This is a genomic window from Anabaena sp. FACHB-1391, assembly GCF_014696755.1.
Taxonomy (GTDB): Bacteria; Cyanobacteriota; Cyanobacteriia; order Cyanobacteriales; family Nostocaceae; genus Dolichospermum; species Dolichospermum planctonicum.
Genome location: NZ_JACJQS010000002.1, coordinates 1 through 25,569, shown reverse-complemented (window position 1 = coordinate 25,569; position 25,569 = coordinate 1). Strand labels below are relative to the sequence as shown.

Genomic DNA, 25,569 nt, shown 5'->3' with positions numbered 1-25,569 from the left:
AGTGGTAGCCATATGCCTAAGGGTGGTTTACCGAACCGTTAAGGGAACAGTGAATTTTATAAATTATGTCTAGTGATCTCATGAATTAATGTGCGTTCACATTGACTAATGTATGAGAATTAATACTTTCAGGAATTGGGGTGAACCGTAACTTTATAGTCGTATTTGCCGTCAAGCCCTGTGGGGAGCTAAAAATTAAGAATTAAAGAGAGAAAATTATACTCCTTACTGCCTAATAAGAGGGTTGGTAATTATTCCCCCAACCCTTAGCTCCAGCCCCCTGTCTTATTCAGGAAGCAGGTATGGGAGGACGTTCTCCTTTCTGAAATTTCAGCCATGCCTGTTGTAAATCAGCAGGAGCAGGATTAGTGGCATCATAAATGACAATTACATTAGTTAAAGGTCTGCCGGAAGGAACTAAAATAGTATTTTTGGTGGCTAAGGCTCTAGAAGCCCCACCATCTAAATTCATGGCCTCATAACAACCTATGGCTTTCATTGCCTCCGCTTCTTCCTGCAAAGAGAGGGCGATTTCAAAGTTCGCTAAAATAAGCTTTGTACCGTCTTTGGTAAAACCAATGGCTGTTCGAGTGCTATTACCCAACACAGAGAGATCTTTAAAACCTTCAATTCTGGGGTTGAGCCAAATTTCCCCCTGTCGCAATAGTCTCGGTCCACCAGTTAGGGAAAACCAATGTTTATTCCATTCTGGTCTACCGTCTGCTCTGGCTGTGACTATTTCCGGTTTGTTGCCAATTCCTAACCCTAAAGTAGTACCAAAGTTTTCCCAAGGACGGTATTTGAGAAATTTCCCCCCTGCTATCATGTTACCCATAACTGTTTTTTGGGGATTTTTGGCGGAAAATGTGCCGTTGGCTACTACTGTAGCCCCATAACGCAGCACTAATTTATTAAATTCTTCATCACCACTGGTTTTTTGAATTGTGTTAGCAAAGGTGGCATTTTTGGCTAAACCCATTGTGATTAAGTTTTTTGGGTCTGTGAGGTCAACTATGGTCTGATAAAAAGGGATACCATTAATTTGACTTTTGTTGACCTGTACAGCTTGGCCGTAACTGGGTAATGTGATTGTTAATCCCTGTGCTAGGGTTGCTCCACTAAGAAATAAAAAGGATCTACGGCTGATTTTAGTAATTGGCATAATTGATTTTTATTAACTCTGATTTCTTCTTTCTTCTTGTTTCTGACTCCTGACTCCTATATTTTATGAATAATTGCTATATCATTTTTCACAAGCCCTATGGAGTCCTGAGCCAATTTACTCAAGAAAGTCCTCAACATATCACTCTCAAACAGTATATAGATGTTCCCGACGTTTATCCTGTGGGGCGTTTGGACTGGGATAGTGAAGGACTACTGTTGTTAACAAATGATGGACAGTTACAGCATCGTCTCGCTCATCCCCGCTTTGGTCATCAACGTACCTATTGGGCGCAGGTGGAACGCGTTCCTACCCTAGATGCCATTAATCAGTTACAAACTGGAGTGAAAATTCAAGATTATCGCACTGCCCCCGCCCAAGTTAGGTTATTGTTAGAAGAACCATCGGTGACACAACGCACTCCCCCCATTAGATTTCGTAAAAGTGTTCCCACTGCTTGGCTGGAAATGACCCTCACTGAAGGCAAAAACCGCCAAGTTCGTCGTATGACGGCCGCTGTGGGTTTTCCAACTTTGCGATTGATTCGGGTGAGTATTGCTAATATTCAATTACATGATTTAGCACCAGGACAATGGCGAGAACTTACTCCCACAGAATTAACTAGGCTCAATTATGCACCGGAAAAGTAAGTTAATCTACTGTAGTACTCAATACTTTCGCTATTTTTTGATAGGTTGGGTTTTGCCTATAGTTCACGTAGTGAACCTACCTTAACTCAATCTAGGAATCAAGCTTTTGTGAATTTTGCCCTTAGGTAAAATACCAGTATTATCTTATATATAATCAATGCCAATTGATTCCTGAAAAAGGAAAATCAAGGAACTTCTATGATGCTGATTTGCCCCCAGTGTACATTTCCCAACTCTGATCATAATAAATTCTGTCAAAATTGTGGCACTTCCCTAACTGATAAAATCCGCATTGATACCCATGATAATGTGGTATTAGATATAAATTATTTTGGTGACGCGGATATACGGTTAAGGGATATTGAGTCTGAGCAGATGCAAACTCTGACACAATTGGAAAATACTTGTTCTCTGTTGTCTATGTCAGAAATATCCACGGATACGGTGGAAGTATCGTCTGGAGAAAACCCGGATTCTTCCCTGACTATCTTGCAATTAGACTTAGACCATGAAACGGAGGACAGAATTGTCAGTGATCAGATGACAAATATACCGCTATCCCCTCCGTTAGTTAGTTGGGAATATGCGGCATATACTGATACTGGTCGTCAACGAAATCATAATGAAGACTATTTTGCTATTGATAGCAAAGTTCACAAACAAGAATTACCAGAGGGTGCTAGTCTCACAAAGAGGGGTTTGTATATTCTCTGTGATGGTATGGGTGGTCATGCCGGAGGTGAAGTGGCCAGTAAATTGGCTGTGAATACTATCCGTAAATACTTTCAACAAACCTGGACTAGCGGGGAATTACCTAATCAGGAAAGTATTAAAGAGGCGGTTTATTTAGCTAACCAAGCCATTTACGACCTGAATCAACAACAAGCCCGTTCGGGAATGGGGCGCATGGGTACTACTTTGGTAATGTTGTTACTTCAGGATCAGCAAGCAGCGATCGCTCATGTGGGAGATAGTCGTCTTTATTGCCTAACTCCCAGGGAAGGACTAGTACAACTAACTATAGATCATGAAGTCGGTCAACGGGAAATTTCCAGGGGTGTAGAACCAACTATAGCTTATGGCCGCGCCGATGCCTACCAACTCACCCAGGCTCTTGGTCCGCGTGATCAAAATTACCTCGATCCCGATGTATCTGTTTTTGATATTCATGAGGATATGCTTCTGCTGTTGGTATCAGATGGTTTATCAGATAATGAATGCTTAGAAACTCACTGGCAAACTCATCTTCAACCTTTATTGAGTTATGATAGTGACTTAGAAATGGGTATTCAAAATTTAATTGAGTTGGGCAATGAATATAATGGTCATGATAACATTACGGCTATACTTGTACGAGTAAAAGTCTCCCCATCTCAACCCGCTTTGTCATCAATTTAGTTTTTTGTTAGTTTTTTGTTCTGAGGTTTTAGGTTGTATTGTGATTACTTTGACTCTATTAGAAAAAATCACAAAAACACCGCTCCAGCAGTGGCACTTTCAAGATTCTACCGTCATTCGCATTGGTCGAGCGGTAGATAATCACATTGTCTTGAGTGATAATTCTGTTTCTAGATATCATTTAGAACTAAGACATACTACTAATCCCCAGGGATACAATTGGGAAATCATTAGTCAAGGTACTAATGGCACTTTCCTTAATGGTAGTTTAATTACCAAGTCTATACTCACAGATAATTCTCTCCTGCAATTGGCGATAGGTGGACCTTTAATCCAGGTGCAAATTCAGAAATTATCTCCCGTAATTACTCCCCCTTTATCCTCCCTGGCTGGGGAAATTAATCAGGTGATAAAACCTGTATCTTCTGCTTCTCGTTGTACCCATGAAGGAAATGATCCGGGAAATATATTTTGTGTTCATTGTGGCCAACCCATTTTCGTACAAAAGACTATTCGCTATTATCAAGTAATACGCACCTTGGGTAAAGGTGGCATGGGTACTACCTATTTAGCTTGGGATGCTACAGGTCATACTACTAATGTACCACAATTGCTGGTATTAAAACAAATGAATGCTGATATGGCAAAAATTCCCAAAGCCCGAGAGTTATTTGAGAGAGAGGCAAGTATTCTCAAATACCTTAATCATGAGGGAATTCCTAAGTATTATGATTTCTTTGTGGAAGATGGTAAAAAATACCTGGCCATGGAATTAATTCACGGACAAGATCTAGAAAAACGGATTTTGTTAACAGGACCTGTCACACCTCCACAAGCGATCGCCTGGATGGTACAAACTTGTGATATTCTAAATTATCTTCATAGCCAAGAACCGCCACTAATTCACCGGGACATTAAACCAGCTAATTTGATGGTGCGGGGTAGTAATAATAGTATTGTGGTTTTAGATTTTGGGGCTGTCAAGGAAATTGGTACAAAACCAGGGACAAGAATCGGCGCTGAGGGTTATTGCGCTCCTGAACAGGAACGCGGACAACCACTTACCCAATCTGATTTATATGCTATTGGTCCAACGCTAATTTTCTTATTAACTGGGGAAAATCCTTTAAAATTCTATCGTCAACAGGGGCGAAATTTTCGCTTTGATGTTAAGGGTATACCCGCCATTACTAATCAGTTAAGACAGGTCATTGAATGCGTTACCGAACCTTTACCCGCGCGTCGTTATCATACCGCACAAGAGTTAGCTCAGGCATTAAAATCAGTCAGCAGATAGAAGAATTTGGTTAGCGATGAGGTTCAATTTAGGGAAAACTTGTGAAATTATTTGATCATTGTCTCTAAACTGCTTTATTTGATATTCATCACCGATTAAAGAACAAACTGATACAGTCGGCTCTTTTGGTTCACCAACGAATTTAGAAGCGCCAAAAGGTTGATAATCAACAATCCAGTATTCTTTAATTCCCATTTCTTCATAATCACTATATTTTCTATAGTAATCAACTCGCCAATTTGTGCTGACAACTTCAATAAGTAATGGTACGGAATCACTCTGGATAACAGTTGACTCTTTCTCCCATAACGGTTCATTAACTAAGTTAGTGGAATCTATCAACAAAACATCTGGACAATAGACTGATTTCGTTGTTGGTGGTTTAACTAGTGCCTGTTTAGGAATAAAATAGGGAAGATTTAATCGGTCAAACTCAACTGTCAGTTTTCTGGACAAAAACCCTGTTCTGCTTTCGTGTTTTCCTAATGGTGGGTTCATCTCGATAATTTCCCCATCATGCAGTTCATAAAATCCGCCTTCTGGTTTCCATTTAATAAACTCCTCAAAGGTTACTAATTTGGCTTTCGGTAAGGCTTGAACCATAATTTATCTGCCTTCATCAAGATGGCTGAGTATGTTAGGATACTGAAATGTCTATTTTTATTGTGCTAAATCTATAATAGAATTGTGGCTAATTTCACCCACCATTAAAGCAAGGACAATGGGACGCAAGCCCATTGCTATGCTACAGGTAGGAGTATTTGCGCCTGAATCTATTACAGAGAAATAGCTGGTATACAATAAATGTTTATTCGTCGTCCCATGTTTCTACCGCCAATAAATCGCTAATTGGATCTTGGGTGCTAAATCCAAAGTCTAACAACTCTTGTTTCCAATGTTGCCACTCATCGCCATAGAGTAAGGCAATCTTCCAAATTCTATCATGGGGTTTGATAATATTGGATTCTACCAGTGATTGCACGTTACGTTGCAATTTCACCATGGGGTGAATTACTTGCTGAATCATAACCTCGGTGTATTTCAGATTTTTGTGTGTAAATGCTTGATTAAAACAGCTTTCCGTTAGCAATTATTACCTGTGCGTGGAGCAATTATGGTTGGTGGCATATAGCTAGCTAGTTCTAACTTTTCCAGTGTACCATAACTAATGATAGTAAATTGCTAGAGAATTCGGTTTCGGTTTCGGTTTTGTACGGTAATTACTACCACTAAAGGCCAATTAGGCAAATAGTAGTGACGATTTGCGGTCTACAAGGTTTTTAGTCCTGTGATAGTTATCATAACGCAGTTAGAGAAGATTGACAGGGATTTTTCAAATTTAAATTTTTTTTGGGGATGGATGGGAATTTTTCAAATTTAGTTGTGGAATAAATGTTTTGTGTGAAAGATAGTTAACCATGGTTATCTTTGCGGCTCGATGGCTGCATATTATATTTCGTTCGTTTATTTTATTTTAATTCTTAACATATTACAACATATCTATGGAATAATGGCAAGTGTTTTAGACACAATTATTTTTGGGATTGTACCAAAAGTGCCTTTCCCCGAAGGAATTTGTTGGGGTGCGACCCCCTTGCTTAGTAGCGTCCACAAAGTCAGGGACGAATTATGATAATCTGATAAACTTAGCTACAATTTACCTTCAATATTTTTTGAAAAGAAAGATGATGAGAATCAATAATCATAAATCAGCTAAAAATATTAATACCAGGTTTTTAGGGCAAAAATTGGCAAATAAGGGAAAAAAATGGATTGCAGCCTGTGGTGTAATCGTTTTCATGCTGGGAGGTTGCAACAGTTTGAAGAAAACCACATCCGTAGAAACCAGTAACGACCAAGGGGAAAAAACCACCGTACCCAAACCAGAAATTGCTCCTCCTCCGATCTTTTCCTCCTCTGGAGATCCTAACTTTGTCGTTAAAGTAGTCCAAAAAACTGGTAATGCTGTAGTTCGCATTGATTCAACTAGAACCGTCACTACTCAAGTTCCTGACGAATTTTCTGATCCCTTTTTTCGCGGCTTTTTTGGTAATGTAATTCCATCACAACCCAGATCAAGAGTAGAAAGAGGCAGCGGTTCTGGGTTTATAATTAATTCATCTGGACAAATTCTCACCAATTCTCATGTTGTAGACGGTGCTGATTTAGTTACAGTTACTCTTAAAGATGGCCGAACTTTTAAAGGTAAAGTATTAGGAGAGGATGCAGTCACGGATGTGGCGGTTATTCAAATTGATGCGAATAAATTACCCACCCTAGCCCTAGGTAAATCTGACACCTTACAACCAGGAGAAGCTGTGATTGCTATTGGTAATCCTTTGGGTTTAAATAATACTGTCACCTCTGGAATTATCAGCGCTACAGATCGTTCTAGTAGTGATATTGGTGCGAGTGATAAGCGCGTTGATTATTTACAAACAGACGCAGCAATTAACCCCGGAAACTCCGGTGGACCATTATTAAATGCCCGTGGTGAAGTTATTGGCATGAATACAGCAATTATTCAAGGCGCTCAGGGTTTAGGATTTGCCATTCCTATAAATACAGTCCAAAAAATTGCCGAAGAATTAATTGCTAAAGGTAGAGTTGATCATCCTTATTTGGGAATACAAATGGTAACACTCACACCGACACTCACACCGGAAGTCAAGGAAAAAATAACTACTAGATTTGGTGATAGAATCAATTTAGCCGCAAGTCAAGGAATTTTATTAGTTAAAATTGTTCCCAACTCACCCGCAGCTATTGCTGGACTACGACCAGGAGATGTGATTAAAAGTATTAATAATCAACCAGTTTTGAAAGTTGATGAAGTGCAAAAACTAGTAGAAAATAGTAAAATTGGTATTCCTTTACAAGTGCAAGTAGAGCGTAATGGCAGAATTTTTCAAGTTTTAGTTAAACCCGCACCTTTACCAGTTAATAAAAACAGTTAATATAGCAGTTCCCATGCTCTTGAGGTACAAAGTTTTTTAGTTTTAGGGAACTCTTAACAGTTGACAGTTGACAGTTGACAGTTGACAGTTGACAGTTGACAGTTGACAGTTGACAGTTGACAGTTGACAGTTGACAGTTGACATGACAGTTGACATGACAGTTGACAGGGAACTCTTAACTCTTAACAGGAAAGAGGTTTTGGGCAACTTTACTTTTGGTTACTTATGTCGGTTTTTTTTCGTTCACCTACTTAGTCCGTTCCTTGGGGATATTATAGTAATAGTACATAACTTAATTGCTGTGTTATCCACTCGTCAGCGTTAGGAACACGATATTGATCAAGATGATCAGGAGTTACAGCAGTTCCCGATATTATGAAGTACAGATATTAATAATAAAACTCTTGTGGTGCGGGCATCTTCTTGTGATATTAATTAATAATAATAATATTAATAATAAAACTCTTGTGGTGCGGGCATCTTGCCCGCACAAAGTGTACCTCACTCAAAGCTACTTGCTGTAAATGAAATGTATCAACAACAAAATGTATCAACAACAGTTAGAAGAGATTAAAAAACAAGAACGACAAGAAGGACTTCAGGAAGGAGAAAAACGAGGACTTGATAGAGGGATTATAGAGAAAGACGCGCTATGATTGAAAGTATCTTGCAAGTGCGTTTTGGGGAAGTTGATTCACAGTTAGCAACAATTATCAACTCTCTGATTGCTATGAAGAGAGAGGAATTTACTCCTTTGCTTTTACAATTATCCCGTGAGGAATTATTAGCTAGATTTGTGTAACTGAGTTACACAAAGCGACAAAGCGAAGCGAACAGTATTCGTATTAGATAGGGGTAAATTCAGCCACAGATACCATAATATGCAACCTCAGTTATTAATGGCTTATTTGTTTAGCTGACAGCGGTTAAGTGGTTCTGGTATTACGTTGCTAAACCAAGGAAAATGCAGTTACTTATAAGTGACTGTTAGCCCTAACAAACTTTTCAGCTACCTTACTGATATCTGAATCCACAATTTCCCAATTACACATAGGCAATTTCATTTGACCAGGGGATGATTTATTTTTGCTTTTACTTTTCATCACATTTGGCAGCAGCTTACTGCCCCATTGGCGTTTTTTCTCGCTTTTTGGCTGGGGTTTATACCTTTTGCAAAATCCCTTATATTTATTTGCACATTCTTCTAAGGTTTTTCCTAAAGATAAAAATGCTGGATGCCATTGAGTAATGCCATCATCTGTTAATCTCTCATGAGTACCATAATTAGAGAAATCATAAAAGAATCCCTGTTTGATTCCTGCTGCCTTGGGATTACTGTGAATATATCTGAGAGTATTTAAAGTCCTTTGATAATCATTATTTGCAAACCCGCTACTGTAGTAACGTTTTTCCCAAAAATGTCCGGTGCGGTTAAGTATCCGGTTGAAACACATCGCTGTGTACCAATTCAGCCAGTGCATGATTTTAGGTAATTCTTCTGGCTGCAAAGGTTCAAGCAGATAATGAACATGATTAGCTCTATACACAAACCATAGAGCTTAAACTTAAACTTATCTAATGCTTTTTTCAATGCGTAAAGTAACACCTCACGGCATTCATAACGAGTTAATCGGAACTCTCGGTTATTGCAGCGAGTGGTGATGTGATACACGAATGCGGGTTTTAGATCACGGGGCTTTCGGGACATAGCTGGGGAGAGGGGACGGTGCCAGGGACGGTGCCAGGTAATCACTAACGAGAAAAAAACGTTCCAAAAAGCTTTTGACCATTTTGGAACATTTGTGAAAAATGAAAAAAAATAAAAATGGGTTATCGTGTTAACGTTGGCATCGGTGAGGTTGGGTTAATTAAAAGGTACTCTGCCATTCACCAGAGATACATAGCGACATCCCCGCCGATCACAAATCAGAACGCTGTTTGGGGGCCTCTTAATTGGTGTTCCCTTACCGCCGATCACAGCGCATAGTTCCGAGTGATTGAGTGGTGTCGGCGGAAGGAGTTCGCCAATGACAATTTTGGTTTTGGTTGATGTTTTCATATTTTTTTAAGCCGGAAGTCGTGTGTGTTGTTGTGAAGTCGACAAAAGACTAAATACTCATACTCACAAAGTATATCATTATTTAACACAATTAAAAACCAAATAATTTATTTTTTATCATATCCCCCTAGCCCATTCACCTTACCACAACGGAACACCTCCACATAAGTCCCACAATACCCCTTCCCACCCCACCCCTCCTCATGGATATTTGTACCTCCGTATTTTCTACTTCCGTGTTCTCCATAACTCGTGCGAGGTACAAGGCGAGGCCACGGAAGGCGATCGCACATCATCAATGGTATAATCGTCGAAACGGCGATAAAACGGCGAGAAAAATCTAGAGATTTGAAAATGTTTAAATTAGCGCCAATCATTAAATTAGGTAATCCGATATTACGACAAAAAGCGGCTGCGGTTGAGAATGTTCAAGATGAGAAAATTCAAAACCTGATTGATGAATTAATTACCTCAGTTGCTCAAGCTAATGGGGTGGGAATTGCTGCACCACAAATAGCAGCATCATACCGTTTATTTATCGTCGCTTCCCGTCCTAATGCTAGATATCCCCACGCACCAGAAATGCAGCCCACCGCAATGATCAACCCCCGAATTGTTGCCCATTCTTCGGAAATAGTCAAGGGTTGGGAAGGTTGTTTAAGTGTTCCGGGAATTAGGGGTTTAGTTCCTAGATATCAAACAATTGAAGTTGAGTATACAGACCGTTCTGGCAATTTCCAAAAACAAGAATTAACGGATTTTATTGCCCGAATTTTTCAACATGAGTATGATCATTTGGAAGGATTAGTATTTTTAGATCGTGTGGAAAATAACCACGATTTAATTAGTGAAGAAGAATATCAGAAATCTGTAATTGGTAATGGGTAATGGGTAATGGGTAATTGGTAATGGGTAATTGGTAATGGGTAATTGGTAATGGGTAATTGGTAATGGGTAATGGGTAATGGGTAATGGGTAATGGGTAATTGGTAATGGGTAATGGGTAATGGGTAATGGGTAATGGGTAATGGGTAATTGGTAATGGGTAATGGGTAATGGGTAATGGGAAGAAAAATATTATTTCCTTCCCACAATTTATTTGATCAGAATCCTAACTTTTCTAAAACCGGTTTTGTAGACACAATATGTCTTTCTAAACCCAATTCTTTAGGACTAACACCTAAAGCTAAAGCAATTAATTGGGGTAAGTGCAAAATTGGTAAACCTAATTTTTGACCAATGACTTTTTCTACTTCCGGTTGACGAGAATCTAAATTTAAATGACACAGAGGACATGGTGTGACAATACAATCAGCCCCATTAGCTACAGCCTCTTGAATATGATTTCCTGCCATTTGGAAAGATTCTGTAGTCGCATAGCTAGACAAAGGCCAACCACAACATTGAGTCCTGCCACGATAATATACAGGTGTCGCTCCCACAGCCCGAAATACATTTTCCATTGCTTCGGGTTGAAAAGGATCATCATAAGGCATGGATTTTTGAGCGCGAAGCAGATAACAGCCATAAAAAGCTGCACATTTTAATCCACTTAATTTCTTGTTAACACGCCCAGAAATTTCCTCTAAGCCATAATCTGTCACTAAAGCATACAAAAGATGTTTAACTTCTGTACTCCCCCGATAAGGAGAACAGCCTTCTTTTTCCAGTAAACCATTAACTTTGTTGAGATAATCGGGATTTGTAGATTGACATTCTTTTAATCGTTCATCAACATGACCAAGAACACCCTGACAAGTGCTACAATGGGTTAGTAAAGGGAGATGCAAAGATTCCGCTAAAGCGATATTTCTAGCGTTAACAGTGTCTTCTAATAATTGCGAATCTTCTTTAAATGTACCAGAACCACAACAAGCAGCTTTTTTCAATTCAATCAGTTCAATACCTAACGCTTTAGTTAGAGATTGGGTGGATAAATACAGTTCTCGACAAGCTCCTTGGGCTACACAACCGGGATAATAAGCGTACTTGAGAGTTTTGGATGGCATAAAAGTATACTTGATTTAGATTTTAGAGGTAATTGGGATTTGTTATGTATTGGTAGTGATTAGTAGTAAGGACTTAAATCCGCTAATCTTCAATTCTCAGTTTTCATGATAGAACCTATACTCAGATTCACTCTTTCCGATAAGATGTATATGGCCAAAAAAACTTTGTTCATTGAGAGCAAATCATAGCAACTTGTTAAGGACTTTTATTTATGAGCCAAGCAGATACTTTTGAAAAAGTAAAAAAAATTATCATTGAGCAACTGAGTGTAGACAAACCCGAGAAGGTTATACCAGAAGCCAGTTTTATTGACGATTTAGGGGCTGATTCCCTAGATACAGTTGAGCTAGTCATGGCCTTGGAAGAAGAGTTTGAGATCGAAATTCCTGATGAAGCGGCTGAAAAAATTACAACTGTTCAGGCCGTGGTAGATTATATCGATAGTCACGTTGCTGCATCTGCTTAGATAAGTGTTAATTCAGTATAGGCGGGTTTAAAGAGATATTTTGCAGGTATACAGATTAACTGGATAAACCCGCCGGTACATGAGTGTTGAGTGTTTAAACTGTAAAAATTCCAGGAAAACCCCAAAAGTCCTCATCCAAAAGTCCTAATATTGAGAAGACAGTATACTCAAAATTTATGGATATTTGACTGGAAACTCAGCACTCTTAATTGTTCAATCTGCTGCTTTTTCGCCATATTTTTTTTCGCCATATTTAATGTAATCATGACAGACTATAAACGTAATCGCGTTGTTGTAACAGGTGTGGGCGCGATTACACCCATTGGAAACACACCCGCCGAATATTGGCAAGGATTATTGAGCGGACAGAATGGTATTGACTATATTACCGCTTTTGATGCTTCTAAACATAGTTGTCGCATTGCTGGTGAAGTCAAAAACTTTGATCCAGAGACTTACTTAGAACGCAAAGAAGCCAAGCGCATGGATCGTTTTTCTCAATTGGGTGTATCGGCGGCTATTCAAGCTGTTGCGGATTCCGGGTTAGTAATTGACGATCTCAACGCTGAACAAATTGGCGTGATCATCGGTTCTGGTATTGGTGGCATTAAAGTATTAGAAGACCAACAAACCATTTACTTAGATCCTAAACGTGGTCCTAGTCGTTGTAGTCCTTTCATGATTCCCATGATGATCGCCAATATGGCAGCGGGATTAACAGCAATTCATACCGGTGCAAAAGGTCCTAATTCCTGTTCTGTAACAGCCTGTGCGGCTGGTTCTAATTCCATTGGTGATGCTTTTCGTCAAATTCAATGGGGATACGCTAAAGCTATGATTTGCGGTGGCTGTGAAGCAGCAGTTACCCCCCTATCAGTGGCAGGATTTGCCTCTGCACGGGCTTTATCTAGTCGCAATGATGATCCAGCCCATGCTTGTCGTCCCTTTGATAGGGATAGGGATGGGTTTGTGATGGGTGAAGGCGCGGGAATTTTAATTCTCGAAGAGTTAGAACACGCCATGAAGCGTGGCGCACGGATTTATGGGGAAATTGTCGGTTATGGGATGACCTGTGATGCGTATCATATCACTGCGCCAGTTCCCGGTGGTTTAGGTGCGGCTAGGGCGATAGAATTAGCTTTAAAAGATGGGGCGATCGCCCCAGAAATGGTAAGTTACATCAATGCCCATGGGACAAGTACACCAGCCAATGATGTCAACGAAACCGCCGCCATTAAGAAAGCTTTAGGAGATCACGCCTATAAAATAGCCGTCAGTTCCACTAAATCCATGACAGGACACCTTTTAGGTGGTTCGGGAGGAATTGAAGCCGTAGCGACAATTTTAGCCGTAGCTCATGACAAAATTCCCCCTACCATCAACATCGAAAATCTTGATCCAGAATGTGATTTAGATTATGTCCCCCACACCAGCCGCAGTCAAATAGTCGAGGTAGCCTTATCTAACTCCTTTGGCTTTGGTGGTCATAATGTCAGCCTAGCCTTCAAGAAATTTACTCCTTAAAGATACTTACTAGTCAGGTAATAGGTAAAGTTAATAACCCAATTATCCATTACCAAGACTTGTATTTATTATTGATCCCCGCATAATTTTGCTCCTAGTTTGCCTTTGAGAAATGAACACAAGGCAAGTATGATAGAGACATTCATAGCTGAACTAACGGCCTAGCTAATGCCAAGCTTTGGGAACGCATGATTAAATTTATCGGCTTATCGGCCTGATTCATCACTAACAATCCTCACAATCCCGCTTGTCCATTGATAATTGGGAATGAGATGATGAACAAAGTGGGATCATTTGCTCATGAACCCACAAAAACGCTAAAAAGAGTCCTAACCCGTCCTTAACAATTAGAGATTATGGCAGTTGCAACCCAATCCCTCCAAGAACTTTGTATCAATTCTATCCGCTTTTTGGCTGTTGATGCCATAGAAAAATCCAAGTCTGGACACCCTGGACTACCGATGGGTGCGGCTCCCATGGCTTTTGTCCTTTGGGACTCCTTCATGCGGTATAATCCTAAAAATCCGCAATGGTTCAACCGCGATCGCTTTGTTTTATCCGCTGGTCATGGTTCAATGTTGCAGTATGCCCTACTGTACCTCACAGGCTACGATAGCGTTACCATAGACGACATCAAACAATTTCGTCAATGGGGTGCTAAGACCCCAGGCCACCCCGAAAATTTTGTGACAGCTGGTGTAGAAGTTACCACAGGTCCTTTAGGTCAAGGAATTGCCAATGCAGTCGGTTTAGCAGTAGCAGAAGCACACCTGGCCGCTAAGTTCAATAAGCCTGATGCGACAATTGTTGATCACTACACTTATGTGATTCTTGGTGATGGTTGCAACATGGAAGGGATTTCTGGTGAAGCCGCTTCTATCGCTGGACACTGGGGATTAGGTAAACTTATTGCGCTCTATGACGATAACCACATCTCAATTGATGGTTCTACAGATGTAGCATTCACCGAAGACGTTTCTAAACGCTTTGAATCTTACGGTTGGCACGTTCTGCACGTTAAAGACGGTAACACAGATTTAGAAGGCATTGCCAAAGCGATCGCCCAGGCAAAAGCAGTTACAGACAAACCCACCATGATTAAGGTGACAACCACCATCGGTTATGGTTCTCCTAATAAAGCTAATACTGCTGGTATTCACGGTGCTGCCCTAGGACCTGACGAAACAATAGCTACCCGCAACAACTTAGGCTGGGAATACGATGCTTTTGTCGTTCCCGAAGATGCCCTCAACCACACCCGCAAGGCTGTTGAACGCGGTGCTGCTTACGAATCCGAGTGGAACAAAGCTTATGCCGAATATCAAGCTAAATACCCCCAAGAAGCCGCTGAATTTGAACGTTTGATTAGTGGCAAATTACCAGAGGGTTGGGATCAAGTATTACCTACCTACACAGATGCAGATAAAGCATTACCTACCCGCAAACACTCGGAAACCTGCCTCAACAAATTAGGTGCTGTTTTACCGGAATTAATCGGTGGTTCTGCTGACTTAACCCACTCCAACCTCACTGAACTTAAAGGTACTGGGGACTTCCAAAAAGGACATTTCGGCAATCGTAACATTCACTTCGGTGTCCGGGAACACGCCATGGGTGCAATTTGTAACGGTATGGCTTTACACCGTTCCGGTTTAATACCCTACGGTGCAACTTTCCTCATCTTCACCGATTATATGCGGGCTGCTATTCGTTTGGCTGCTCTTTCTGAAGCTGGCGCAATTTGGGTCATGACTCACGACTCCATTGGCCAGGGTGAAGATGGTCCTACTCACCAACCCATTGAAACTTTAGCTTCTTTGCGGGCTATTCCTGATTTAACCGTAATTCGTCCCGCAGATGGAAATGAAACCTCTGGTGGTTACAAAGTTGCCATTGAAAAATCTAAAGCACAAGCTTCTACTTTATTAGCTTTCACTCGTCAAAATGTTCCTAACTTAGCAGGTACATCTATCGCAGGTGTCGCTAAAGGTGCATATACAATTGTTGATTGTCAAGGTACACCAGATATCATCTTAATTGGTACTGGTTCAGAATTAAGTCTTTGTGTGAGCGCCGCAGAGAAACTGACAGCAGAAGGTAAGAAAGTTCGTGTTGTTTCTATGCCTTCTTCTACCTTATTTGATACACAAGATGCAGCTTATAAAGAGTCTGTTCTTCCTCGATCTGTTACTAAACGCCTATCTGTAGAAGCGGCTAGTAGCTTCGGTTGGCATAAGTATATCGGTAGTGAAGGCGATACCGTCAGTATTGATACTTTTGGTGCTTCCGCTCCTGGTGGTATTTGTTTAGAGAAGTTTGGCTTCACAGTTGATAATGTTTTAGCTAAAGCCAAAGCATTGTTAGGCTAATTACAGCAAGAGTCAGGAGTAAAATTGGCTTATTGTCTGGCTTTGATTAGATTTTGTACCTCATTGATTTCCAATCCGCTGTATCATAGCATCAATATTCTCTGATTTTTTAGGTGGGCTAAAACGCTCACCTTTTTTTATACAAAGAGTTTAAATTAATACTAATAAATATGTAAAAACCACGGATACTTTTACTTTTAACTCCTGAATTTTGCTATTTAGAAGTTAGCACCCAGATTCCGCACATAATTTATTATCCATCTTTTCAAGAATTACAGCACTTACGCACAAGTTGCGGAATAAGAAACCACTCCAGGCACAGAGGTAACAGAGAAATGGGGATTTAGGGAGAGATATTTTGCGTAAGTCCTGAATTATTCCCTTGACTGAGCGGTTAGACAAATAAATATTAATACTTAAAATTAAATAATACAATAGATACTTATAAGAAAGATTGTAGGGACAATATTCTGGACATACTAATTGTTATTTTAATTTTAGTGACATAAGAAATCTTAATATAAATACCCTAGAAATTAAAAGTAAATCGTGTTATATCTTTAATAAAGCATTCTACCTTATATATACTTATGAACTTCTCACTTTTACTTGAATCAGCCCTAAAGCTGACATACGACAAACTAAGTGGCTTTTCTGATGTTAATAATAATTTCTGGCAGGTTTTCGATAGCGCTTTTGGGACGCAATACAACCGCAGCGCGGCGGAAATTCTGCGATTAGATTGGCAAGGGGGTAATTTCAGTCAACTTCCCCAAATAGAAGTTGTTAGTAACACCATTCTTGGCAATGCTAATGGGGCCTATTCTACTAGCACTAATAAGATTTACTTATCAGATAATTTTGTCGCAAATGCGAATTCAGCAGCAGTTAGTGACGTAATATTAGAAGAAATTGGGCATTTTGTAGATGCTCGGATTAATCAAACGGATAGTGCTGGAGACGAAGGGGCGATTTTTGCCGCTTTGGTACGAGGTGAAAGTCTGAATGGGACAACTTTACAGAGTTTGCAAGCAGAGAATGACCACGCTACGATTATAATAAATGGAGAAGCGATCGCAATTGAACAGAGTGCTTTAACCACAAGAGACTTAAATAGCGTTACTGCCGCGCAACTTGTTAACACTTTAATCGGCAACTCCGGTATTACACCAGACAAAATCAGCAACATCAGGTTTACCGGTGCAAATGTTGCCGGGGGTACTTTTACTGGTGAACAAGGAACAATAGGCATTAACGGTATTGTTCTGAGTACCGGAAATATTGATGTTGATGATGATCCTTCAACCTACTCAACTTCTAACGGTAAATCAGGTGACAGAGATCTAGATGCCATAGTCAAAACTATAGTCTCTAATAACAGCACCTATGATGCAGCAGTATTAGAGTTTGACTTTATTCCGACCTCGAATACTATCAGCTTCTCCTATGTATTTGCCTCTGAAGATTATCCTGAGTTGGGAAATTCAAGGTTCAATGATGTTTTTGCCTTTTACCTGAATGGTAAAAACATTGCTTTCGTCCCCGGTGCGACAACTCCTGTTTCTATCAATACTGTTAACGCTGGAACGAACTCGGCATTTTTCCAACCTGATTATTATGGAAAGATTTTAGGTACGAAGTTCGATGGTTTCACAACTGTATTAAGTGCAGTAGCAACGGATCTTATTCCAGGTCAAATTAATCACATCAAGTTAGCGATCGCTGATACCCGTGACTCCGCTCGTGACGCGGCAGTTTTTATTCAAGGTTTTAGTGACCCAAGTACCATTGTTAGAGTCATAGCTACAGATAGCGACGCTAGAGAAGGAACAACAGCTAACCCAGGTGTGTTTACGATTACTCGCACAGGTAGCACTAACAATGCTCTCACAGTTAGTTACACAATTTCGGGAACTGCATCTACTGGTGACTACAGCCCCATTCCTTCTACCGTAACCTTTCTGGCGGGAGAGACTTCAAAGACCGTCACCATTACTCCCGTTAATGATAATCTTGTCGAAGGCAGAGAAACCGTAATCCTGTCATTAATTAGTGGCACTAATTACAGTTTAGGCACAGACAATAGTGCAACAGTAATCATCACTGACAATGATGTTGATCCGGGACGTGCTGATGTTAGCCTATCGGTTAATCCTGCTAGTGTTCTTGAAGACGGGACGACAAATCTAGTTTACACTTTCACTCGTGCTGGAGATCTGACTAATGCCTTAACTGTTAACTTCAATGTTGGCGGTTCAGCTACTTTCAGCAGTGACTCTAATGACACTGACTATACTCAAACAGGAGCAGCCAGTTTTGGACTAACAAGAGGATCGATTACCTTTGCTGCGGGTGCAAGTACAGCCAATTTAACCATTAACCCCAAAGCAGATACCACCTTTGAAGGTAATGAAAACGTTGAGTTAACCTTAGCTCCTGGATCAGGTTACGTTATCAATACAGCCACCGCCGTCATTGGAACTATTATTGATGAGGATACCAATGTTAACGTAGCCGTATTCCCTGATAGCGTAAATGAAGATGGTACAGCTAACCTGGTTTATACCTTCAGTCGGTATGGAAAGATAGACAATGCCTTAACCGTTAACTATAGCATTGGCGGTACAGCCGATGGTGCTGACTACACAGGAGCAACACCGGGAACAGGTAAAACCATCACCTTTGAAGAGGGTGAAACTACGAAAACCGTAACCATTAACCCCACAGCAGACAGCACATTTGAAAATGATGAAACAGTTATTTTCACCATAGCTAGTGGCACAGGTTATACCCCTGGTACATCAGGATCAGCAACGGGAACTATTGATAATGATGATTTCCCCAGCATTACCCTGACAGTATCACCAGGTAGCGTAAATGAAGATGGTACAACCAACCTGATTTATACCTTCACCCGTACCGGAGTTACCACCAACCCCTTAACAGTCAACTATAGCATTGGTGGTACAGCCAATGGTGATGACTACACAGGCGCAACACCAGGAGCAGGTAAAACCATCACCTTTGCTGCGGGTGCAAACACAGCTACCTTAACCATAGACCCCACAGCAGATACCATCGTTGAAAGTAATGAGACAGTAGTTGTCACCTTAGCTAATGGACCAGGTTATACCCTTGGTACAACAGCACCCGTCGTAGGAACTATTAATGATGACGATACTGCTAGTATTACCGTAACCGTAACTCCAAGCAGCGTATTTGAAGACGGGACAACCAACCTAGTCTATACCTTCACTCGCAGTTATCCTGGTGGTACCAGCCAGTCCTTAGGTAATCCCTTAACAGTCAACTATAGCATTGGTGGTACAGCCAATGGTGATGACTACACAGGCGCAACACCAGGAGCAGGTAAAACCATCACCTTTGCTGCGGGTGCAAACACAGCTACCTTAACCATAGACCCCACAGCAGATACCATCGTTGAAAGTAATGAGACAGTAGTTGTCACCTTAGCTAATGGACCAGGTTATACCCTTGGTACAACAGCACCCGTCGTAGGAACTATTAATGATGACGATACTGCTAGTATTACCGTAACCGTAACTCCAAGCAGCGTATTTGAAGACGGGACAACCAAGCTAGTCTATACTTTCACTCGCAGTTATCCTGGTGGTACCAGCCAGTCCTTAGGTAATCCCTTAACCGTTAACTATAGCATTGGTGGTACAGCCAATGGTGATGACTACACAGGCGCAACACCAGGAGCAGGTAAAACCATCACCTTTGCTGCGAATTCAGATACAGCTACTTTAACCATAAACCCCACATCAGATAACAACTACGAAGGTAATGAGACAGTTGTTGTCACCTTAGCTAGTGGAACAGGTTACACCGTTGGTACACCAGGAGCCGACACAGGGACTATTATCGATGACAATGACCGTCCAATTTTATCATCCAGTCAGTTTAACTTCATTGGCGTTGAAGGCTTAAATAATCAGGCTGTAATAGTCATAGACCTTATCGATGCTAATGGACAACCCGTCACTAGTAAAGACGACATCACCTTCGATTACACCACCAGTCCGACAGGTACAGTTTCCGCAATACCGGGTGTTGATTATACCAATAGTTCAGGAACGGTGACTATTCGCGCCGGCAATTCTGAGGGCAATATCCGTATTCCCATTCTCAATGACAACATCAATGAACCCGATAAATCCTTCCTCGTAACACTGTCCAACCCCAACCGACCTTACGTTACTATCAGTCAATCTTTAACCGATGATGGCATACCAATCTTTATTACTGATACATTGCCAAGTGCACAGACCCGCACTTTACCTGACCTCGTAGAGAACCTCACACTCATCGGCACTGGTAATATCAATGGTACAGGTAACGCAGGGAACAACGTCATTACTGGTAATAGGGGGAACAACACCCTTACTGGTCGAGCAGGAAACGATACTTATGTCTTTAGTGTTGCCAATCCTTTGGGAGTAGATACCATTGTGGAAGCAGCAAACGAGGGTATTGATACTATTGACTTTGATCCTAAGACTAATATTGCTTTTCCGGTAAATATTAACTTGGGCATCACCACAGAGCAATCGGTAACGGTCAATAATAGTAACCTCAAACTCACTCTTTCTGCCGGAAATGTCATTGAAAATGCGATTGGTGGGTCGGGAAATGACCTGCTCACTGGTAATGCCCTAAATAATTTGTTACAGGGCGGTAGTGGTAATGACCGACTGAGCGGACAGAACGGAAATGATATCCTCATGGGAGGACCTGGCACTGATAATCTCAATGGAGGAAATGGTAATGATACTTTGTGGGGAGGGGGTAATTCTGGATCAATTGTTGATCCTTCCCTAATTGATAATCTCAATGGAGGACAGGGTCAGGATAGATTTTGGTTCAAGAGAGATTACTCTTTCTCTTCTTCTCCCTCATTAGGTCTTTCTTCAATCGAGAATTTTGTCGAAGGAGAAGATAAAATAGCATTAAGTAAAGCTAGTTTCAATGCTATTAGTGTTGACAGTGGGGATCTATCGGCGACTGATTTTGCCGTGGTTACTGATGATCTTTCAGCAACTTTTAGTAATGCCCGCATTGTTTATAGCCAAAGCACTGGTTATGTCTTCTATAACTCCAACGGAAGTGCTGCGGGTGGAGAATCTCGGTTTGCCAAAGTTGATCCTGGTATCACTCTTGACCATACGGATTTTATTGTCATTGGTACCCAGTCAAGTTCAGTGGACTACGTTTTAAGTGACCTGTACGAGAATTTTAATCTCACCGGCACTGGCAATATCAATGGTACAGGTAACACAGGTAATAACGTCATCACTGGTAATAGTGGCAATAATACCCTAGATGGTGGTGCAGGTAATGATACCTTGATTGGTGGTGCAGGTAATGATACCTTGATTGGTGGTGCAGGTAATGATACCTTGATTGGTGGTGCAGGTGATGACATTTATATTGTTGATACCACCACCGACACTATTACCGAAAATACTAACGCAGGTACAGATACAATTCAATCTAGTATCACCTGGAGTATTGCCACGTTGACAAACATCGAAAACCTGACTTTAACGGGAACAACCGCAATTAACGGTACTGGTAATGCAGGTAATAACTTCATCACTGGTAATAGTGGCAATAACATTCTGGACGGAGGAAGTGGTAATGATACTCTCATAGGAGGACTCGGTAATGATACTCTCAGAGGAGGACTCGGTAATGATCAGTATCGGTTCAATGGAGTCTTCAACACTTTAGGTGTTGATACCATCAATTTTCAAGCGGGACAAATTAGTCAAGGACAAAATAGAGACAACATTGCATTGAGTAAAGCTACTTTCAGTGCCATTACTAATGCAGTGGGACAGGATCTGACTGATTTTGGAGTAGTTCCTAACGATAATTCAGTAGGTGCTAGTAATGCCCGCATTGTTTATAGCCAAGGCACTGGTAGTCTTTTCTATAACTCCAACGGATCTACTCCGGGTGGGGAATCTAAGTTTGCCGTTTTAAGTGATCCTACTATCACCCTTGTGAGTAGCGATTTTACTTTGATTGCCTAATACGCGCTCAACTGAGATCTTACATCCTTACTTCCTACTAGTTTGGATTTGACCAAAAATCTGGGATACAAGCCCCGTCCACTTCGGCAAGCTCAGTGCATCGCTTTTAGGACGGCTTTATGTTAAAATTTGGTTATAGTCGCCATAGGGCATTGGGAGACTTTAAACGGACATGGAGGGACGATAAGACCACTTGTGGCGTGTTCCAGTGAAGTGTCAAGAATCATCGCACCTTCAGGTCGGTGAGTATGTCAAACAAATCAAAATCAGGTTCCCTTAATTCCCTATTGCTGGAGAATTAGGGGAATATTTTTTTTAGTTTCCCCCCCTAATTACTCATTTCCTGGAAATTGCCAATACTTTCCATCTCCGCCGCGATAAAATTCTCAAACACAGTATCGCAGATTATCCATGATAGAACCCGACTGGAAAACCGTCAAAACCTACGAAGACATTATCTATCAAAAAACCGACGGTATCGCTAAAATCACTATTAACCGTCCCCACAAACGTAACGCATTCCGTCCCAAAACCGTCTTTGAATTATACGAGGCTTTTTGGGACGCTAAAGAAGATACTAATATTGGTGTAGTTTTATTTACGGGTGCAGGACCTCATACAGACGGTAAATACGCCTTCTGTTCAGGAGGAGATCAAAGTGTCCGGGGACAAGCAGGTTACGTAGATGATGTTGGTATTCCCCGCTTAAACGTTTTAGACTTGCAACGTCTCATTCGTTCCATGCCTAAAGTTGTCATTGCCCTAGTTGCCGGTTATGCTATTGGTGGGGGTCATGTTCTGCATTTAATTTGTGATTTAACTATTGCAGCCGATAACGCCATTTTCGGGCAAACAGGACCAAAAGTAGGCAGTTTTGACGGTGGTTTTGGTGCGAGTTATTTAGCGCGAATAGTAGGACAAAAAAAAGCGCGAGAAATATGGTTTCTTTGTCGTCAGTATAACGCTCAACAAGCTTTAGAAATGGGCTTAGTTAATACTGTTGTCCCCGTAGAAAAACTAGAGACAGAAGGGATACAATGGGCGCGAGAAATCCTCGAAAAAAGCCCTATAGCCATTCGTTGTCTCAAATCAGCATTTAACGCCGACTGCGACGGACAAGCCGGTTTACAAGAACTTGCCGGTAATGCCACTCTTCTTTATTATATGACAGAAGAAGGCGCGGAAGGAAAACAAGCTTTTTTGGAAAAGCGACCTCCCAACTTTCGAGAATTTCCCTGGTTACCTTAAAGCTTAAAATTATATCAGTCCCTAAGACCGTGATCACATCAATAGTGTTTTACTTCCTGGAGACTTACGGAAAATATCTCTCGAACCCTCTTTCCTTCTCTTCCTTAGTTCCTTCGTGGTTGATTCTTTCCTGACTTTTATATACTAAAATCGCACCTGTCAGGAAGGTGCGATTTCTGAAGATCTCAAAATTGGAAACACTAATAAATTGCAAGTCAAATCTTATTAAGGTGGACAGAAAATTGATAACAATAATCGTGCGTAATTAAATTACTACATTCTGATTTATTACCTCTTGCGTGGTATAAGTACGGGTCTCTTCAACACAATTAATTGTCAGATGATCTAAATCCGCTGCAAGAGTTTGAGAAGTTGAAATAACAGGCCTTGGTACTGGTAAACTCCAAGCATCTTCTAGAGTTTCCCAAGCGGGTGCAAAAGCTGGTAACGCTAAGGGACAAGCTTTCCAAACACCTTGGACCGGTGCGGTCAACTTTTCACACATACCACCACGGCGACCCTGTGGCTGGTAATAACGACAATAACGACAAGTAGATGTTAAACGCTTAATTGCTTGATATGCCTTCATCTTCAGTACCATAGGACTAGCCAACATACTTATATATTTTCCTTGTTTACCAAAATAGGGATGAAGGGCAAAAAGTTATTATTGGATACGGGTTCTAGCCATTATTATCAATAAATAAACTTTATTATCTCTTTAGATTCTTGTTATATTTGTAAATGATTCTTAGAGTGTCTACATACTCACTTTAAACTAAAACATATTAGGGATCAAGGTTAAAAGCCCGATTTTAGATTTACTCCGATTTTTTTAGTCTACTTTGGATAGATTTAAACTCAGTTTTTAGCATCTAGTTGACTCCATTATTTACAATCAACTGACAATAGTTAAATATCATAATCAAGGCTGATTATTTACTTCCAACATTAGAACAGCACAGAGAACAAACATTCCAGCGTTCAAGTTCACCTGGTGGGCTAGGACATTGACATTCGGGACATAAAGGGAGATAATGCGATCGCTCCTGCATCATCCTAGCCCAATTCTCAAAAGCACCTAGAGTATTGTCAAGACTCGGTGTGACTAACTTCTCAGGAACTAGATCATCAGCAACATAACTGGGGTGTTCTGAAGCAGAAATAGTTATTTGTGTTTCCGTCGTTGGTAAACTCTTCCACCCCGCAGTCGAAAAGCGAATATCTATCAAAGATGTAGATAGCTTGTGGTTTAATTTCATCAATATGGTTTTCCGTTCAAAGGTCAAATTTTGCGCCCAAGCAGCGCTAGACGTTGCTACCCACACAACATCACGTTGAATTGACAAAGGTCGAGTTTGTACCGCAACCCCAGCACCGACAATTTCCACCCAACAATTCAACAAGCGCGGAAATAATTGTTCTTGCCATGGTGCTGACCGTTTAATACCTTCTAAAATATTATTAATTGATTTTAAAGACATATTTTGTTAGTAGTTTTACTATTTCAATTATTGAGAAATTATACATTATCTTATTTGTACTTACCTAATCCTTGATGAAGATAGTAACTTGAAATTCACTAAATCTAACTATCAACTATTTGTTGATATCTGTTTAGCCTTGGTTTCTGCTATTAGCCAATTCAGGTAATCCTGATTTCCTTGTTCAATTGGTAAAGCCACCACACAAGGTACTTCATAAGAATGTTTTGATTTCACCTTTTTCGTTAGTTCTTCAAGTAAATCCCCCCGCGATTTCATAATTAAAATAGCTTCTTTTTCTACTTGTAATTCGTCGTTCCACCAATAAATACTGTCCATACCATCAATTATATTAGCACAGGCAGCAAGACGAGCTTCTACTACGGCTTTACCTATATTAAGAGCTTCAACACGATCTTTACAAGTGATGTAAACAAAAATAAATTCCATGTTTTGACCATTAACTATTAAATGGTTATTATATCTGAAGAGGGTAGTAATTGACAATTTTTGTAGCTGTTTGGTAAATTTTTATTCTATCTTCTCAATAAATGGGGGTAGACTATCTAATTTTACGGATTTTGATGCTTGTAAACGATTTATACCAGATTATTCAGCAGTTACGTATTAGTCAGATATAGTCAGATAATTTAAACTTTCCTTGATTTGGGGTCAAGTCATAATACCTGCCATTTGCAACACTTTATCAGTAAATATATGACAAATAAAACTACATCTCCTTCCCAAAACACCCGAACCATAAGTTAGACGGGTTAATATAGCCGTATATACTTGAATCAGGTACGAAAATTAGGAAAACCGCTGATACAAACTTAATTTTACTCCTTTCCTTGTCTTCTTTCTCCTGACTTCTGACTCCTGA

The 25,569-nt window shown here is 40.5% G+C and carries 20 protein-coding genes; 11 read left to right on the top strand and 9 right to left on the bottom strand.

All coding sequences use genetic code 11. The features are described from left to right. Positions 1 to 289: 289 nt before the first annotated feature. Complete coding sequence (locus H6F62_RS01165; RefSeq protein ID WP_190371115.1) at positions 290 to 1,162, bottom strand: phosphodiester glycosidase family protein; 873 nt, start codon at positions 1,160 to 1,162, stop codon at positions 290 to 292. Between the two features lie 65 nt (positions 1,163 to 1,227). On the opposite strand from H6F62_RS01165, the gene H6F62_RS01160 reads away from it, so the two are divergent. The 3 genes from H6F62_RS01160 (at position 1,228) to H6F62_RS01150 (ending at position 4,507) form a co-directional block, all read left to right on the top strand. Further along, entirely contained in the window at positions 1,228 to 1,812 is a 585-nt protein-coding gene (locus tag H6F62_RS01160) for an rRNA large subunit pseudouridine synthase E (RefSeq protein ID WP_190371114.1), read from the top strand. A gap of 198 nt (positions 1,813 to 2,010) precedes the next feature. Further along, positions 2,011 to 3,210: a serine/threonine phosphatase gene (locus tag H6F62_RS01155; protein ID WP_190371113.1), complete on the top strand. Its 1,200-nt coding sequence runs from the start codon at positions 2,011 to 2,013 to the stop codon at positions 3,208 to 3,210. 40 nt (positions 3,211 to 3,250) lie between these two features. Then, positions 3,251 to 4,507 (top strand): protein kinase, encoded by a 1,257-nt coding sequence (locus H6F62_RS01150; RefSeq protein WP_190371112.1) that lies wholly within the window; start codon positions 3,251 to 3,253, stop codon positions 4,505 to 4,507. On the opposite strand, the gene H6F62_RS01145 is transcribed toward H6F62_RS01150, so the two are convergent. Continuing rightward, on the bottom strand, positions 4,493 to 5,110 hold the full coding sequence (locus H6F62_RS01145; protein WP_190371111.1) for a Uma2 family endonuclease: 618 nt from the start codon (positions 5,108 to 5,110) through the stop codon (positions 4,493 to 4,495). The two genes, H6F62_RS01150 and H6F62_RS01145, sit on opposite strands and share 15 nt — an antisense overlap. A 205-nt stretch (positions 5,111 to 5,315) precedes the next feature. Beyond that, the gene (locus H6F62_RS01140; RefSeq protein WP_137906659.1) at positions 5,316 to 5,534 is read right to left on the bottom strand and encodes a DUF4327 family protein; all 219 of its coding nucleotides are present in this window, start codon (positions 5,532 to 5,534) and stop codon (positions 5,316 to 5,318) included. Between the two features lie 661 nt (positions 5,535 to 6,195). On the opposite strand from H6F62_RS01140, the gene H6F62_RS01135 reads away from it, so the two are divergent. Both H6F62_RS01135 and H6F62_RS20780 read left to right on the top strand, forming a co-directional pair. Next, a complete protein-coding gene (locus H6F62_RS01135; protein WP_190371193.1) occupies positions 6,196 to 7,464 on the top strand; it encodes an HhoA/HhoB/HtrA family serine endopeptidase in 1,269 nt (422 codons plus the stop codon). Between the two features lie 652 nt (positions 7,465 to 8,116). Continuing rightward, entirely contained in the window at positions 8,117 to 8,266 is a 150-nt protein-coding gene (locus H6F62_RS20780; protein ID WP_242025885.1) for a hypothetical protein, read from the top strand. A 172-nt stretch (positions 8,267 to 8,438) separates the two neighbouring features. Here the strand turns inward: H6F62_RS20780 and H6F62_RS01125 are convergent, their stop codons facing one another. Beyond that, the gene (locus H6F62_RS01125; RefSeq protein ID WP_242025884.1) at positions 8,439 to 8,972 is read right to left on the bottom strand and encodes a transposase; all 534 of its coding nucleotides are present in this window, start codon (positions 8,970 to 8,972) and stop codon (positions 8,439 to 8,441) included. A 905-nt stretch (positions 8,973 to 9,877) separates the two neighbouring features. Between H6F62_RS01125 and def the strand changes: the two genes are divergently transcribed. Then, the gene (def, locus tag H6F62_RS01120; RefSeq protein ID WP_190371191.1) at positions 9,878 to 10,411 is read left to right on the top strand and encodes a peptide deformylase; all 534 of its coding nucleotides are present in this window, start codon (positions 9,878 to 9,880) and stop codon (positions 10,409 to 10,411) included. Here the strand turns inward: def and H6F62_RS01115 are convergent. Together H6F62_RS01115 and H6F62_RS01110 are read right to left on the bottom strand one after the other, a co-directional pair. Further along, entirely contained in the window at positions 10,384 to 10,617 is a 234-nt protein-coding gene (locus H6F62_RS01115) for a hypothetical protein (protein ID WP_199306379.1), read from the bottom strand. The two genes, def and H6F62_RS01115, sit on opposite strands and share 28 nt — an antisense overlap. A 9-nt stretch (positions 10,618 to 10,626) precedes the next feature. Beyond that, on the bottom strand, positions 10,627 to 11,532 hold the full coding sequence (locus tag H6F62_RS01110; RefSeq protein WP_190371110.1) for a CoB--CoM heterodisulfide reductase iron-sulfur subunit B family protein: 906 nt from the start codon (positions 11,530 to 11,532) through the stop codon (positions 10,627 to 10,629). Between the two features lie 212 nt (positions 11,533 to 11,744). Here H6F62_RS01110 and acpP point away from each other — a divergent pair, with 212 nt between their 5' ends. From acpP to menB, 5 genes are all read left to right on the top strand, one after another. After that, positions 11,745 to 11,999: an acyl carrier protein gene (acpP, locus tag H6F62_RS01105; protein WP_137906654.1), complete on the top strand. Its 255-nt coding sequence runs from the start codon at positions 11,745 to 11,747 to the stop codon at positions 11,997 to 11,999. A 264-nt stretch (positions 12,000 to 12,263) separates the two neighbouring features. After that, the gene (gene fabF, locus H6F62_RS01100) at positions 12,264 to 13,523 is read left to right on the top strand and encodes a beta-ketoacyl-ACP synthase II (protein WP_137906653.1); all 1,260 of its coding nucleotides are present in this window, start codon (positions 12,264 to 12,266) and stop codon (positions 13,521 to 13,523) included. 356 nt (positions 13,524 to 13,879) lie between these two features. Next, on the top strand, positions 13,880 to 15,892 hold the full coding sequence (gene tkt, locus H6F62_RS01095) for a transketolase (protein ID WP_137906652.1): 2,013 nt from the start codon (positions 13,880 to 13,882) through the stop codon (positions 15,890 to 15,892). Between the two features lie 590 nt (positions 15,893 to 16,482). Next, positions 16,483 to 21,954, top strand: a complete 5,472-nt coding sequence (locus H6F62_RS20335) for a choice-of-anchor L domain-containing protein (protein ID WP_199306378.1) — start codon at positions 16,483 to 16,485, stop codon at positions 21,952 to 21,954. A 414-nt stretch (positions 21,955 to 22,368) separates the two neighbouring features. Beyond that, a complete protein-coding gene (menB, locus tag H6F62_RS01065; protein WP_190371189.1) occupies positions 22,369 to 23,202 on the top strand; it encodes a 1,4-dihydroxy-2-naphthoyl-CoA synthase in 834 nt (277 codons plus the stop codon). A 265-nt stretch (positions 23,203 to 23,467) separates the two neighbouring features. Here menB and H6F62_RS01060 read toward each other — a convergent pair whose 3' ends face one another. The 3 genes from H6F62_RS01060 to cutA all read right to left on the bottom strand — a co-directional run bounded on the left by H6F62_RS01060 (position 23,468) and on the right by cutA (position 25,193). Further along, on the bottom strand, positions 23,468 to 23,818 hold the full coding sequence (locus H6F62_RS01060; protein WP_228036692.1) for a hypothetical protein: 351 nt from the start codon (positions 23,816 to 23,818) through the stop codon (positions 23,468 to 23,470). Positions 23,819 to 24,137: 319 nt separating this feature from the next. Further along, positions 24,138 to 24,686: a DciA family protein gene (locus H6F62_RS01055; RefSeq protein WP_190371109.1), complete on the bottom strand. Its 549-nt coding sequence runs from the start codon at positions 24,684 to 24,686 to the stop codon at positions 24,138 to 24,140. Between the two features lie 111 nt (positions 24,687 to 24,797). After that, positions 24,798 to 25,193: a divalent-cation tolerance protein CutA gene (gene cutA / locus H6F62_RS01050; RefSeq protein WP_242025883.1), complete on the bottom strand. Its 396-nt coding sequence runs from the start codon at positions 25,191 to 25,193 to the stop codon at positions 24,798 to 24,800. Positions 25,194 to 25,569: the final 376 nt, after the last annotated feature.